Source organism: Pseudomonas sp. NPDC087342, from assembly GCF_044744265.1.
Taxonomy (GTDB): domain Bacteria; phylum Pseudomonadota; class Gammaproteobacteria; order Pseudomonadales; family Pseudomonadaceae; genus Aquipseudomonas; species Aquipseudomonas nunensis.
On the sequence record NZ_JBIUXZ010000001.1, the window covers coordinates 903,288 to 916,547 of the forward strand.

Annotated in this window: 11 protein-coding genes; 10 read left to right on the forward strand and 1 reads right to left on the reverse strand. The window is 59.9% G+C overall.

Annotated features, from left to right (window positions below):
* Positions 1-52 precede the first annotated feature (52 nt).
* The 10 genes from ACIOYV_RS04085 to ACIOYV_RS04130 all read left to right on the forward strand — a co-directional run bounded on the left by ACIOYV_RS04085 (position 53) and on the right by ACIOYV_RS04130 (position 11,979).
* On the forward strand, positions 53-649 hold the full coding sequence (locus ACIOYV_RS04085; protein WP_163910206.1) for a paraquat-inducible protein A: 597 nt from the start codon (positions 53-55) through the stop codon (positions 647-649).
* Positions 646-1,302 (forward strand): paraquat-inducible protein A, encoded by a 657-nt coding sequence (locus ACIOYV_RS04090; protein WP_265038635.1) that lies wholly within the window; start codon positions 646-648, stop codon positions 1,300-1,302. Before ACIOYV_RS04085 ends, ACIOYV_RS04090 begins: the two co-directional genes overlap by 4 nt.
* The gene (locus ACIOYV_RS04095) at positions 1,283-2,938 is read left to right on the forward strand and encodes an intermembrane transport protein PqiB (protein WP_401321060.1); all 1,656 of its coding nucleotides are present in this window, start codon (positions 1,283-1,285) and stop codon (positions 2,936-2,938) included. The genes ACIOYV_RS04090 and ACIOYV_RS04095 overlap by 20 nt, the downstream gene beginning before the upstream one ends.
* 17 nt (positions 2,939-2,955) lie before the next feature.
* Entirely contained in the window at positions 2,956-3,504 is a 549-nt protein-coding gene (locus tag ACIOYV_RS04100) for a membrane integrity-associated transporter subunit PqiC (RefSeq protein WP_401321062.1), read from the forward strand.
* A gap of 298 nt (positions 3,505-3,802) precedes the next feature.
* Positions 3,803-4,480, forward strand: a complete 678-nt coding sequence (locus ACIOYV_RS04105; protein WP_401321065.1) for a histidine phosphatase family protein — start codon at positions 3,803-3,805, stop codon at positions 4,478-4,480.
* 159 nt (positions 4,481-4,639) lie between these two features.
* Complete coding sequence (gene arnT, locus ACIOYV_RS04110) at positions 4,640-6,358, forward strand: lipid IV(A) 4-amino-4-deoxy-L-arabinosyltransferase (protein WP_401321068.1); 1,719 nt, start codon at positions 4,640-4,642, stop codon at positions 6,356-6,358.
* Positions 6,359-6,499: 141 nt separating this feature from the next.
* On the forward strand, positions 6,500-8,002 hold the full coding sequence (locus ACIOYV_RS04115) for an ArnT family glycosyltransferase (RefSeq protein WP_401321070.1): 1,503 nt from the start codon (positions 6,500-6,502) through the stop codon (positions 8,000-8,002).
* A gap of 312 nt (positions 8,003-8,314) precedes the next feature.
* Complete coding sequence (locus tag ACIOYV_RS04120) at positions 8,315-9,328, forward strand: iron ABC transporter substrate-binding protein (RefSeq protein WP_401321071.1); 1,014 nt, start codon at positions 8,315-8,317, stop codon at positions 9,326-9,328.
* 3 nt (positions 9,329-9,331) lie between these two features.
* Entirely contained in the window at positions 9,332-10,930 is a 1,599-nt protein-coding gene (locus ACIOYV_RS04125; protein WP_401321073.1) for an ABC transporter permease, read from the forward strand.
* Entirely contained in the window at positions 10,927-11,979 is a 1,053-nt protein-coding gene (locus tag ACIOYV_RS04130; RefSeq protein ID WP_401321076.1) for an ABC transporter ATP-binding protein, read from the forward strand. Before ACIOYV_RS04125 ends, ACIOYV_RS04130 begins: the two co-directional genes overlap by 4 nt.
* 6 nt (positions 11,980-11,985) lie before the next feature.
* Here the strand turns inward: ACIOYV_RS04130 and xerC are convergent, their stop codons facing one another.
* The gene (gene xerC, locus ACIOYV_RS04135; RefSeq protein ID WP_401321078.1) at positions 11,986-12,924 is read right to left on the reverse strand and encodes a tyrosine recombinase XerC; all 939 of its coding nucleotides are present in this window, start codon (positions 12,922-12,924) and stop codon (positions 11,986-11,988) included.
* Positions 12,925-13,260 lie beyond the last annotated feature (336 nt).

Here is a 13,260-nt window from a genome sequence, read left to right on the forward strand (position 1 = left end):
CTTCTATATTGAGGAGGTGCTCTGACTTTCTGCCTCCTTGCGAATGCGACCCATGGCCACCACTGACCAGTTGATCATCTGCGAGCACTGCGACTGCGTGTATGAAAAAGTCACGCTCGCTAAACATCAGAAAACCCTGTGCACCCGCTGCGGCGGCGTGCTCCAGCGTTATAACGGCCTGACGATCGAGCAGCGCCTGGCCTTGACCTTCACCGCGTTGATGTTGTGGGTTTTTGCCAACTTCTACCCGGTCATGAGCATCAGCCTCAAAGGCTTGAAAAACAGCGCCACACTTTGGGATTCGGTGCTGGCCCTGAGCCTGGGGCCGATCACGTTCATCGCGCTGGTGGCGGCGATTTCGATGATCATCGCGCCGATCTTCCAGTTATTACTGCTGATCTGGGTCTTGAGCTTCGCCCTCAAGGGCCAGCGCTCGCCGGGGTTCCGGTTCTGCATGCGCTGGCTGGAAACACTGCGGCCCTGGAGCATGCTGGAAGTGTGCCTTTTGGGAGCGATGGTCGCCGTGATCAAACTCGCGGGGTTGCTGGATGTGCTGCCCGGCATCGGTCTGTTCGCCCTCGCCGTGCTGAGTCTGATGATGATCCGCATCGCCGGGCGCGATATCCGTGATCTGTGGGACATCCTATGACAACCCCTCCGGTCGCCAGTGAACTAGGCCTGTGCCTGTGCCATAGCTGCGGAATGGCCTGCGACATGACCAACGAACCGCATGAATGCGAGCGTTGCGGTGCGCCACTGCATCGGCGCAAAACCAACGCCCTCGCCCGGACCTGGGCCTATATGTTCACCGCCCTGGCGTTCTACGTGCCGGCCAATCTGTTGCCGGTGATGAACACCAAAATGGTCGGCAACGGCGCCGACAGCACCATCATGAGCGGCGTGCTGGAATTCTGGGAGGCCGGTGCCTGGGACATTGCCCTGATCATCTTTATCGCCAGCATCGCGGTGCCTGGGATCAAGTTCGTCGCGCTGACGCTGCTGCTGGTGACCGTCCAGCGCGACAGCCTGTGGGCGCGCAAAGAGCGCTCGAAGCTGTACCGCTTTGTCGAGGTCATCGGCTACTGGTCGATGCTCGATGTGATCGTGGTGGCTTTGGTCGCCTCTTTGGTGAAGTTCCAGGCCCTGGCGGATATCGAACCGCGCCCGGGCATTCTGTTTTTCGGCCTGGTGGTGGTGTTCACCATGCTCTCGGCGATGAGCTTCGATCCACGGATGATTTGGGATCAGACGCCGGACCCATTACACAACGAGGAGGACATGGATGAAGTCGCAAGCCACTGACGGGCCTCAGGCCCCAGGCCAGGCCAGTATCAAGACTCGTCGTTTCAGCGTTTCGCTGGTGTGGATCGTGCCGATTGTGGCGGTACTGGTGGGGATTTCCCTGGTGGTGCACAGCTTGATGCAGGAAGGCCCGACCATTACCGTGACGTTCAAGACCGGCGACGGCCTGACCGCGAACAAGACCGAGGTCAAATATCGCAACGTGGTGATCGGCCATGTCTCGGACGTGGAATTGAGCAACGACCATAAGAGCGTCGATGCCACGATCAAGCTGTCCAAAACGGCCGAGACGTTCACCCGCGAAGACTCGCAATTCTGGGTGGTGCGTCCACGGATCGGTGCCGGCGGTGTCTCGGGTATCGATACCTTGCTGTCCGGCGACTACATCGGCGCCGATATCGGTCACGCCGACAGACGCTCGAAGAACTTCAAAGGCCTGGAGAACCCGCCGCCGATCACCTACGGCGAGCCGGGCAAGCGCTTTACCCTGCACTCCCAGGACCTCGGTTCGCTGGATATCGGTTCGCCGGTCTACTACCGCAAGATTCCGGTAGGCCAAGTAGTGGCGTATGCGCTGGATGCCGACGGCAAAGGGGTCAATCTCGAGGTTTTCATCCACGCGCCGAATGACGCGTATGTCACCGAAAACACCCGATTCTGGAACGCCAGCGGCATCGATCTGAACATCGGCGCCAACGGCTTCGCGGTGAAGACCGAGTCGCTGTCGTCGTTGCTGGTGGGCGGCATTGCCTTTCTCGCCCCGCAATACAGCCCCAACGATCAGCCGGCCACTGAGGAGAAAACCTACGAGCTGTTCGATGACCAGACCACCGCCCTCGCCCCGCCCAATGGCAAGGCGCAATACCTGAGCCTGCGTTTCGACCAGGCACTGCGCGGGCTCAAGGTCGATGCGCCGGTGGAATTCCTCGGCATGGAAATCGGCAAGGTGGTGGCGATCAATCTGGATTTCGACGAGAAGAAACGCAGCTTCCCGGTCAACGTCGGCATCGTGATCTACCCGCAACGGCTCGGTCAGGCCCACACCAAAATGATCAAGGCGCTGATGCATGATCCGAATGACGAAGCCGCCGGCGTGCGCCTGATGGGCACCTTTATCGAAAACGGCCTGCGCGCCCAGGCCCGTAGCGGCAACCTGCTGACCGGCCAGTTGTATATCTCGCTGGATTTCTACCCGAAAGCCGAGAAAGTCGCGTTCGATCCGAACGCCCGGCCAGTCAGCATTCCGACCATTCCTGGCAGCCTCGAACAATTGCAGGAAAAACTCGAGGCCATGGTCAACAAAATCAACCAACTGCCGGTGGAACGGATTGCCAGCAACCTCGACAGCAACCTCGTCGAACTGCGTAAAGGCCTGGCGCAATTCAATGCCAAGACCCTGCCCGGCGTGCAAACCACCCTGGCGGACGTCAGCAAGACCCTGAACTCGGCCAGTTCGACCCTGGCCGAAGACTCGCCGCAGCGCGAACAACTGACCCAGACCCTGGACGAGCTCAAACGCATGTCGCGATCCTTGCGTGAACTCTCGGATTACCTCGGTCGTCACCCGGAATCGTTGATTCGCGGGCGTCCCGAAAATGCCGCGCCATCGGATCTGCAAGGACCACCGCGCAACTGACCACAGGAGCAACACCCATGGCTTTTTCGCCGAAGATTACCTTGGTCGCCGCGTTGGTGCTGCTCACGGCGTGCCGCAGCGACCCGATTCACTTTCACACCCTGACCCCGGCACAACCGCCCCGCACCAGCGGCGACGAGATCAAGATCGAAGGCATCAGCGTGCCGCCCCAGGTCGATCGTGCGCAGATTGTCATTCGCCAGGGCAACAGCGGCTTGTCGATCCTCGAAACCGATTGGTGGGGTGCGAGCCTGGCGGATGAATTGCGCAGTGCGCTGGTGGATCAACTCTCCAACAGCAACACCCAGCGCAAAGTCTCGTTGCGGGTGGATGTGCAGCGCTTCGACTCGATTCCCGGCCAGTACGGCTTGATCGACGTCAAATGGCGTTTGCGGCCGTTGGGCGCTGGCGATAACGCGCTGGTTACCTGCCGCAGCACGTTGCAGACGCCTTCGGGGCCGTCCATCGAGGACTTGGTGACGGCGCAACAGAACAACGTCAAACGCCTGGCCGCCGTGATCAGCCAGGCGGCCGCTTCGCAACGCGGGTGTCCCGCGTCCCTCTGAGCGACACAACCCTGTAGGAGCATGGCTTGCCCGCGAAGGCGTCTTTGAGGGCGCCATCGCGAGCAAGCTTTGCCCCTACAAAATAAAACCCCGCCAAGTGTGTTTGATACCGACTATCAAATACTGCATTTAATAATGACAACTGTGTGACATTCAAACTAATAAACGCAGTCGTTTTATTCGAGCAAATTTTTCACATCCGTTTCACCACGCTCACACGTACCGCCCCTTAGTGTGCCGAGCATTGCAGGAAGTTCGAATCAGTAACTTTCAATAATGTCGTTAAAGGGGCCGCAGCGTGTTCGAATCAGTGTCATCCGCCATACCGACTCGTCGTTGGCTGCCATCGCGAATCATCCGGATTATCAGCCTGTCAGCGCTGTTGATGACGGCTGCATTGGTGACGGGTTTTGTCGTGTGGCATCGATCTCCAACCGACCTGGGCAGTGCGAATGCCCGGGCGCGTGCGGAATTGCTCCAGCACTGGCGCGCTGGTGAAGTGGTGGTGCTGGTGCGGCATGCCGAGCGCTGCGACCGTTCCAGCAACCCGTGCCTGGGCCCGGCCGACGGCATTACCCGGCTCGGCAGTGAGTCTGCCAGCGCCGTGGGCCAAGGTTTCAAACAACTCGGCATGGCACAGACCGATGTCTTCACCAGCCCGGTGACCCGCACGGAGCAATCCGCGCATTTCATGTTCGGCAAGGAAGCGCTGACCCAGCAATGGCTGGCCAGTTGTGGCACAACCCTGCGCAACGATGTGGTCGCGCACAAGGTTGCTCATCGCAATACCGTGCTTATCACACACAGTGGCTGTATCAACGACTTCGAAGTACAGACCGGTTTCAAGCATGCGGACGCCAGCCAATACAGCAGTTCGCTGTTTGCCAGTATCGGCGCCGATGGACAACTTAAAGTGCTGGGCGTACTGAATGACGCTGATTGGCATTCGTTGTTGAACGATAAAACCCTGAAATAATCCGCCCCGTCGTTAGATAACTAAAGTCGAAACGCTTAGTTTGCCGATTTGTCGCGCGCGCTATTTAAGTTTGTCTGATGTGTATTCCTTCAGGAACTGTTCAGTCGGGAAGGTTGATAGTTCTCTGGAGCCACTGCGTCTTTGCGTTAAGGTCGAGTCATGACGTCCCACAACAATGTGTTGCAACACCCGGCGGTGAGAATATCCCGCCACCCTGCCCCATCTGCAGTCGAACGCTGGATCGTTCCCGGTTTGCTCCTGGCCTTCGTGCTGTTCTATTTACTGCCGCTGGTGAGCCACGGCTTGTGGATTCCCGATGAAGCCCGCTACGGCCAGATCGCCCAGGAAATGCGCCTGAGCGGCGACTGGATCGCCCCGCACTTCATGGGCATCCGTTATTTCGAAAAACCCATCGCCGGCTACTGGATGATCGCCATCGGCCAGGCCGTGTTCGGCGACAACCTGTTCGGCGTGCGGATTGCCTCGGCACTGAGCACCGGGCTCAGCGTGTGGCTGACCTACCTGATCGCTCGCCGTTTGTGGAACGACCCGCGTAAAAGCGGCGCCTGCGCGTTGCTCTACATGAGTTTCGGATTGATTGCCGGTCAGGCCGGTTATGCGAATCTCGATCCGCAGTTCACGTTCTGGGTCAGTTTGAGTCTGGTGGCGTTGTGGTTTGCCATCGACAGTCCTTCGGGTAAACGCCGACTCGGTGCCTGGGCGGTATTGGGCGCGGCTTGCGGCATGGGGTTCATGACCAAGGGGTTCCTCGCCTGGCTGTTGCCAGTACTGATTGCCCTGCCCTACATGCTGTGGCAGCGACGGTTTGGCGAATTGCTGCGCTACGGGTCAATCGCCGTGGCTGTCGCAGCGCTGGTGTGCCTGCCGTGGGTGCTCGCCATTCATTATCAGGAGCCGGACTTCTGGCGGTTCTTCTTCTGGAATGAACACATTCGCCGGTTCGCTGCCGACGATGCGCAACACGCTCGTCCGTGGTGGTTCTACCTGCCATTGCTGGTGGCTTCGAGCATGCCGTGGGCAGCGTTGTTGCCGTCCACCTTTATCCAGTCCTGGAAAAACAGACGTCAACCGGCCATGGGTTTCCTGCTGCTGTGGCTGTTGTTGCCCCTGGGATTTTTCAGCCTGAGCAGCGGCAAGTTGCCGACCTACATCATGCCGTGCCTTTTGCCGCTTGCGTTGCTGATGGGGCATACCGTTGTCGGATTGGTGGATCAGGGGAAAAGCCGCGCGATTCGCTGCAACGGTGTGCTCAATGTGCTGCTGGCCAGCGCCGGCCTGATCGCCCTGATTTACCTGCAAGCGACCAAGGAAATCTTCGAAAACACCGAGATGTTCAGCCTGTCCCTGGCCTACATCGTGCTGGCCGGCTGGATCATCGCCAATGCGTTGCAAGTCTCGCGACCCTTGCAGTTATGGGCCGCGCCGGCGCTGGGGAGCTGGCTGCTGGTGGCGCTGCTGCCCGCGGCGATGCCGGCGACGATCGTCAACAGCAAGATGCCTGACCAGTTTATTGCCGAACACCTGGATGCGTTGGGGCAGGCCACATCGTTGCTCAGTAATGATTTGGGCGCGGCGTCGGCCTTGTCCTGGCGACTGAAGCGGCCGCAGGTTGATCTGTTCAATACCGTTGGCGAGCTCAAATATGGCCTGGAGGATCCGGCGATGGACTCGCGCAAAGTGACCAAGGACAGCGTCGGCCAATGGATGACCGAAGCGCGCAAGAAAGGCTCGGTCGGGGTGGTGATGCGGGTCAACAGCGTGCAGGAAGTCGAAGAAGTCGCGTTGCTGCCGGTGGATGGCAAGCGCTATGAGCGCGGCAATCTGGAAATCCTGATATTCCCGCAGACCCAACCTTAAACACCGAACCCCTGTGGGAGCGAGCTTGCTCGCGATAGCGGTAGTTCATTCAACATCAATAGTGACTGACCCGCCGCCATCGCGAGCAAGCTCGCTCCCACAGGGGATTGTGGTGACCTTTAAAGCACCAGGAAACCCTCCATGAAGCTCCAAACAAGTGACAGGGCCGCTCTATGGCTGCTGCTGGGTGCAACTGCCCTGATGTTGTTATCAGGTTTAGGCGCGCGGGAGCTGTGGGGCGCGGAAACCCGCTGGGCCAACATCGCCCTGCAAATGCTGCAAAGCGGTGACTACTTCGACCCGTATCTCAAGGGCGGGCCGTATTACGACAAGCCACTGCCGTCCTATTGGCTGATCACCGCCACCGCTTGGCTGACTGGCGGCCTCGGGAATTGGTCAGTGCGCCTGCCCTCGGTGATCTCGGCGTGGTTGAGCGTGTGGCTGGTGTATTCGCTCGGCGAGCAATTATTTCGCAAAGGCACCGGGCTGGTTGCCGGCTGGATGCTGGCCACCACCTTCTATTTCGTGTTCTGGGCGCGGGTCGCAACAGCCGACATCCTCACCGTTTGCGGTGTACTCGCCGCTGTCTGGTGGTACTGGCGCGGACCGGACGACACACGCCTCGGCCGTTACCTCGGGTTTTTCCTGTTGCTGTCGTTGACCTCGCTGTTCAAAGGCCTGATCGGTTTCATCCTGCCGGGCTTGCTGCTGTTGCCGCATCTGTTGCAGGACGGTCGCTGGAAACGCCACCTGAATCTGCGAATGTGCCTGGCGCTGCTGATCGCCGGCGGGTTCTATATGACGCCGTTTATCCTGTCGCACTTCTACGGCGCACCGACTTATGGCGAAAGTGGCCTGGGCCTGGTGCTGCGGGAAAACGTCGTGCGGTTTTTCCAGCCTTTCGACAATATCGGGCCGATTTACACCTACCTGATTTACCTGCCGGTCTACACCCTGCCCTGGGCGCCTGTCTGGATCATCGCGTTGTGGGTCGCGGTGCGGCGCTGGCGCAGCGTCGAACCGAATACCCGCTGGCTGATCTGGGGCCTGGGTTTGCTGATGCTGTTCTTCACCGCGAGTGGCAGCCGACGCAGTTACTACGTGTTGCCACTGGTGCCATTTGCGCAATTGCTCGGAGCCTGGTGGGTCACCCGGCGCAACCCGGTGAGCCATGGCTGGAAGATCGGATTTGGCGCCGCGACGCTGCTGTTGCTCGCGGTGCTGGGCGTGCTCTATCCGTGGACCAATGGCGGTGGCGGCGTGATCCAGTTCGGTGAGTCGGTCAAGCTTGAAGCGAGCAAGCGTGCACCGCTGAAGGACTGGCGCATGGTCATGATCGAAGTCGACAACAAAGTGCCGATGTATCTGCAAACCGGCGGTGCGCCGTTCTACTACGTGCAGGAAAACCAGGACTTTCCACGCACAGGAGACAGCGCGGCGCTGATGAAGTGGCTGGACACTGCCAGCGGACAGCATTGGGATCCGCAACGCACCATCATCGTGGCGCGCTACCGCAATGGCGATGTGCTGCCGCTGAACTACTTGAGTGTTGACCATCAGGTGATTACCACCACGCCCACCAATGGCGAGCGGATGTTCCATGGACGCGAGGACCAGAGCGTGGCGTTCATCCCGCAGTCCTGACCATCACCGATAATCCCCCCCCTGTGGGAGCGAGCCTGCTCGCGAAGAGGCCATCACATTCAACATCCATGTTGACTGACACCACGCTTTCGCGAGCAGGCTCGCTCCCACAGGGTTTTATGCCGGTCGCGCCTCCGTACCCAATCACACGAATTCACTATTTTTTAACGTTTTTTTCTCATTCCGCGCTCTACATTCGCCGCGCCTCAAACATGCAAATGATTCCTATTGATCTACAGTTATTGAGAACCTTCCTCGTCAACACTGTGGACGGTGCAGGCAAAAATCAAAAAAAACAGGAGCACGCATCGCATGACTTCCCGTATCCCTTCGTTTCTTAAAACCGCACTGCTGACCGCCGCACTGGTCAGCGCCGGGCACGTGTATGCCGCCGACGCCGACGGCATCGTGGTTTACAACGCGCAGCACGAAAGCCTGACCAAAGCCTGGATCGAAGGCTTCACCAAGGAGACCGGCATCAAGGTCACCGTGCGCAATGGCGACGACACCGAAATGGGCAACCAGATCGTCCAGGAAGGCGCGGCCTCGCCGGCGGACGTGTTCCTGACCGAGAACTCGCCAGCCATGGTGTTGGTGGATAACGCCGGACTGTTCGCCCCGGTGGCGCCCGCTACTCTGGAACAAGTCGGCGCGCCGTATCGTCCGGCCCACGGCAAATGGGTCGGCATCGCCGCGCGCTCCACGGTGTTTGTCTACAACCCGAGCAAACTGAAGGAAGCCGATCTGCCGAAGTCGCTGCTGGATCTTGCCTCGCCAAACTGGAAAGGTCGCTGGGGCGCTTCGCCGGGCGGCGCGGACTTCCAGGCGATCGTCGCCGCCGTGCTCGAACTCAAGGGCGAAGCCGCCACCCTCGATTGGCTGAAGGCGATGAAAACCAATTCCACGGCGTACCGTGGCAACAGCGCGGTGTTGAAAGCGGTGAACGCCGGGCAGATCGACAGCGGTGTGATCTACCACTACTACCGCTTCGGCGATCAGGCCAAGACCGGCGAAAACAGCAAGAACACCGAGCTGCACTACTTCAAGCACAAGGATCCGGGCGCGTTTGTCAGTATTTCCGGTGGCGGCGTGCTGGCCTCCAGCAAACACAAGGATCAGGCTCAGGCCTTCCTGAAATGGGTCACCGGCAAGGACGGCCAGGCGGTGCTGAAGAACGGTAACTCGTTCGAATACGCCGTGGGCGTGAATGCCGAATCCAACCCGAAACTGGTGCCGCTGGCGCAACTCGATGCACCGACCGTCGATGCCTCCAAGCTCGACAGCAAAAAAGCGGTGGAACTGATGACCCAGGCCGGACTGCTCTAATTGATGCCTGAAACCCTGCCGTCGGGTGTCGCTTCGGCGATACCCGCGAATTCACTGCGACGCTCCCGCGGTTTGTTTGTCGGCCGCGGTGGTGCGTGGGTGACGGGTTTGTCGGTGCTGGTGTCGTTGCTGGCGCTGTTGCCGATTGCCTTTGTGATTGGCGTGTCCTGGCAAACCGGTTGGGCTGGCATCGAGAAACTGGTGTTCCGGCCACGGGTCGGCGAATTGCTGATCAACACCGTGTTGCTGGTGGTGATCACCCTGCCCTTGTGCATCGCGTTGGGTGTGGCGCTGGCGTGGCTGACCGAACGCACCAACCTGCCGGGGCGACGCGCATGGTCGTTGTTGGCGACCGCGCCGCTGGCGGTGCCGGCGTTCGTGCACAGTTACGCCTGGGTCAGCCTGGTGCCGTCGATTCATGGCTTGCCGGCCGGTGTCCTGGTGTCGGTGATTGCGTATTTCCCGTTCCTTTATCTGCCGGTGGCCGCGACATTGCGTCGGCTTGATCCGGCCATCGAAGACGTCGCCGAATCCCTGGGGCTCAAGCCTTGGGCGGTGTTTTTCCGGGTGGTGTTGCCGCAACTGCGCCTGGCCATTTGTGGCGGTGCCTTGCTGGTCGGCCTGCACCTGCTGGCGGAATACGGCCTGTACGCGATGATCCGTTTCGACACCTTCACCACGGCGATTTTCGATCAATTTAAATCGACTTTTAACGGCCCGTCCGCGCACATGCTGGCCGGGGTGTTGGCGTTGTGTTGCCTGGCCATGTTGACTGTCGAGTCGGCGGCGCGAGGCAGTGCCCGTTATGCCCGCGTCGGCTCGGGCAGTGCACGGGAGCAGCGGATTGTCCTGTTGGACGGCAACACCACCCGGCTCGCCCTCGCCCTGCAAATCTTCACCTGCCTGCTGGCCCTCGGCGTGCCGCTGATTACCCTGGGTAAATGGCTGATCGCCGGGGGCAGCGAAGTCTGGCAATGGGACGAATTGCTGCCAGCCCTGGAGCAGACTTTGCTGCTCGGGCTTGCCGGTGCTGCCCTGACGACCTGCGCCGCGATCCCGATTGCCTGGCTGTCGATTCGCTCGCCAGGGCGTCTGCAACGGGTGCTGGAAAGCTGCAATTACATCACCAGCTCGTTGCCCGGCATCGTCGTGGCCCTGGCGTTGGTCACGGTGACGATTCATTTCGCCCGGCCGATCTACCAGACCACCATCACCGTGCTGCTCGCGTATCTGCTGATGTTCCTGCCGCGAGCGCTGGTGAGTTTGCGCGCCGGCATCGCCCAGGCCCCGGTCGAGCTGGAAAACATGGCCCGCAGCCTCGGGCGTTCTCCCGGTCGTGCGCTGTGGCTGATCACTCTACGCCTGGCCGCACCGGGTGCAGCGGCTGGCGCGGCGCTGGTGTTTCTGGCGATCACCAACGAGTTGACCGCCACCCTGCTGTTGGCGCCCAACGGCACGCGAACCCTGGCCACCGGTTTCTGGGCGCTGACCAGCGAAATCGACTACGCCGCAGCTGCGCCTTACGCGCTGATGATGATCTTGCTGTCGCTGCCGTTGACCGGACTCCTCTATCACCAATCCAAACGCACGGCTGGCCGATGAACGCCCTCGAACTGAACTCGATCTACAAATCCTTTGGCGCCCAGCAAGCCCTAGAGAACATCAGCCTGTCGGTGCCCACCGGCAGCCGCACGGTGATCGTCGGCCCGTCCGGCTCGGGTAAAACCACCTTGCTGCGGATGATCGCCGGTTTTGAGTTTCCCGACACCGGCAGCCTCTCGCTTAACGGCCAAACCCTGGTGGACAGCACGCACTCGGTGCCGGCGCACCAGCGTTTGATCGGCTACGTGCCTCAGGACGGCGCCTTGTTTCCGCACATGACCGTGGCCGCCAACATCGGCTTCGGTTTAACCGACAAAGGCCCTGCCCGGCATGAACGCATCGCCGAGTTGATGGACAGCGTCAATCTGGACGCGAACATGGCCAAGCGTTGGCCCCATGAACTGTCTGGCGGCCAGCAGCAACGGGTGGCCCTCGCCCGAGCGTTGGCGCAACAACCGCGATTGATGCTGCTGGACGAACCGTTCTCGGCCCTCGACACCGGCTTGCGCGCGGCCATGCGCAAGATGGTTGCGCGATTGCTGGAGGCTGCCGGCGTCACCACAATTCTGGTGACCCACGATCAGAGCGAAGCGTTGTCGTTCGCCGATCAATTGGCGGTGATGCGCCAGGGCCGGTTGGTGCAGTCGGGGCATCCGATGGATTTGTACCGCTACCCCGACGACGAACAAACCGCATTGTTTCTCGGTGACGCGGTGGTCATGCCGGCGCGAATCGAGGCCGGTTGGGCCCATTGCGACCTGGGCCGGATACCGGTCAACGATCAGGACAGAAACGGCTCGGCGCAGATCATGCTGCGGCCCGAGCAACTGCAAATCGGCGATTCGGTGACAGATGCCCACGGTTGTCCGGGGGTGGTCACCGAACGCGATTTTGGTGGCAACACCTGCACCTTGACCGTAGAACTACTCCCCGGCGAGTTCGAACCGGGACGGTCTTTGCTGGTGCGCAGTTCCGGCATGCACGCGCCACCCGCCGGCAGCGCAGTTCACGTCACCACCCTCGGCAATGCCCATGTGCTGAGCGACTAACAGCCTTCACAAATCGAAACGATCGACCGCGCGCCGCCGTTCGTTGTCATCGCGCACGTCGTAGTTGGCGGTGGTCTGGATGTTGCTGTGGTGCGCCAGTTTCTGCGCGATCGACAGGTCGTGTTCTTCAATCACGCGAGTGATAAACGAGCGGCGGAAATCGTGGGGCATGATCTTCACCCCGACCTGCGCGCCGCGCTGCCGGGCGATGTAGTAGATCGCATGCTTGGTGATGCGCTCGCGGGTGATATGGCTGCCGCGACGGATACGGTTGAACAGGAACGGATCGTCCTCCTGCCCTTCCCCCAACTGCGAACGCCGCAGTTCCAGCCACGCGTCCAGTTTGGCAAAGGCCCAGGACGGCGCGTATTTGATCAACTGTTTGTTGCCCTTGGCGGTGACTTGCAGGCTGCGCTCGTGGAAGTCCACCTGGTTCAGGTCCAGGTTCACCGACTCCGACTTGCGCATGCCCGAACCGTACAGCACCGCGATGATCGCCGCGTCACGCAGGCCTTGGGGTCGTGGATCCGCCGCGCAGACTTCCATCAATTCCTGAATCAACGTGCGCTTGAGATTACGCCCCTGAGACAGCCGCGTGCCGGCGATGCCTTTGACCGAGCGCATTTTCAGCAAGTGTTCCTGGCTGATCAGGCTCATGCGCCAGGCTTCATTCATGACCCCGCGCACCGCATTCACATACAGCGAAGAGGTATTCGGCGCATAACCGTCAGTGCGCAAAGCGGCGACTAACGCAACGACATCTTCAGGCTGGAGTTCGTACCAGGGAATCTCCTCGATGTTCATGTCTTCGAAGCCCAGGCGATCGGCCGCGTCCTGTAACACGTAGCGCATGGTCAGTTGGCTGGACGGCGCCAGTCGCGCCAGATACAGGGTCAACGGGTTGGCTTTTGCAGCCCTGGATTCATTAACGGATAAGTCAATCAAACGAAAAAGCCTTGAATGAAAACGGTTCAACACAACAACTAAAGAGTTCGGCTACTTGCTGTAAGAAGAAGCAAACGGTGGATTAAACGCGATAAACGGTCGAAGTCTGAACTCTAGCTGTCTGAACTTCAGATAAACGATTCGCCGACCGGTTTTTCATGTCCCTTTCACATTTTCGAGCCTACTCTAATTCAAACAGGCCGCCAGCAATCAGTCAGCCCAACCTGACGAGGCCGCCGCCAAAAGTCAACCTAAGCATTTTGTAATATTTATGTAGCAACTCATTGATGCGCTTTATTTTTTAGCGTCTACGCTTCGGTGTGGATCCAATCCTTG

Excerpts from the sequence above, each read along its gene's own strand:
- ACIOYV_RS04085 (WP_163910206.1), top strand. The coding sequence starts at position 53 with ATGGCCACCACTGACCAGTTGATCATCTGCGAGCACTGCGACTGCGTG.
- ACIOYV_RS04090 (WP_265038635.1), top strand. The coding sequence starts at position 646 with ATGACAACCCCTCCGGTCGCCAGTGAACTAGGCCTGTGCCTGTGCCAT.
- ACIOYV_RS04095 (WP_401321060.1), top strand. The coding sequence starts at position 1,283 with ATGAAGTCGCAAGCCACTGACGGGCCTCAGGCCCCAGGCCAGGCCAGT.
- ACIOYV_RS04100 (WP_401321062.1), top strand. The coding sequence starts at position 2,956 with ATGGCTTTTTCGCCGAAGATTACCTTGGTCGCCGCGTTGGTGCTGCTC.
- arnT (WP_401321068.1), top strand. The coding sequence starts at position 4,640 with ATGACGTCCCACAACAATGTGTTGCAACACCCGGCGGTGAGAATATCC.
- ACIOYV_RS04115 (WP_401321070.1), top strand. The coding sequence starts at position 6,500 with ATGAAGCTCCAAACAAGTGACAGGGCCGCTCTATGGCTGCTGCTGGGT.
- ACIOYV_RS04120 (WP_401321071.1), top strand. The coding sequence starts at position 8,315 with ATGACTTCCCGTATCCCTTCGTTTCTTAAAACCGCACTGCTGACCGCC.
- ACIOYV_RS04125 (WP_401321073.1), top strand. The coding sequence starts at position 9,332 with ATGCCTGAAACCCTGCCGTCGGGTGTCGCTTCGGCGATACCCGCGAAT.
- ACIOYV_RS04130 (WP_401321076.1), top strand. The coding sequence starts at position 10,927 with ATGAACGCCCTCGAACTGAACTCGATCTACAAATCCTTTGGCGCCCAG.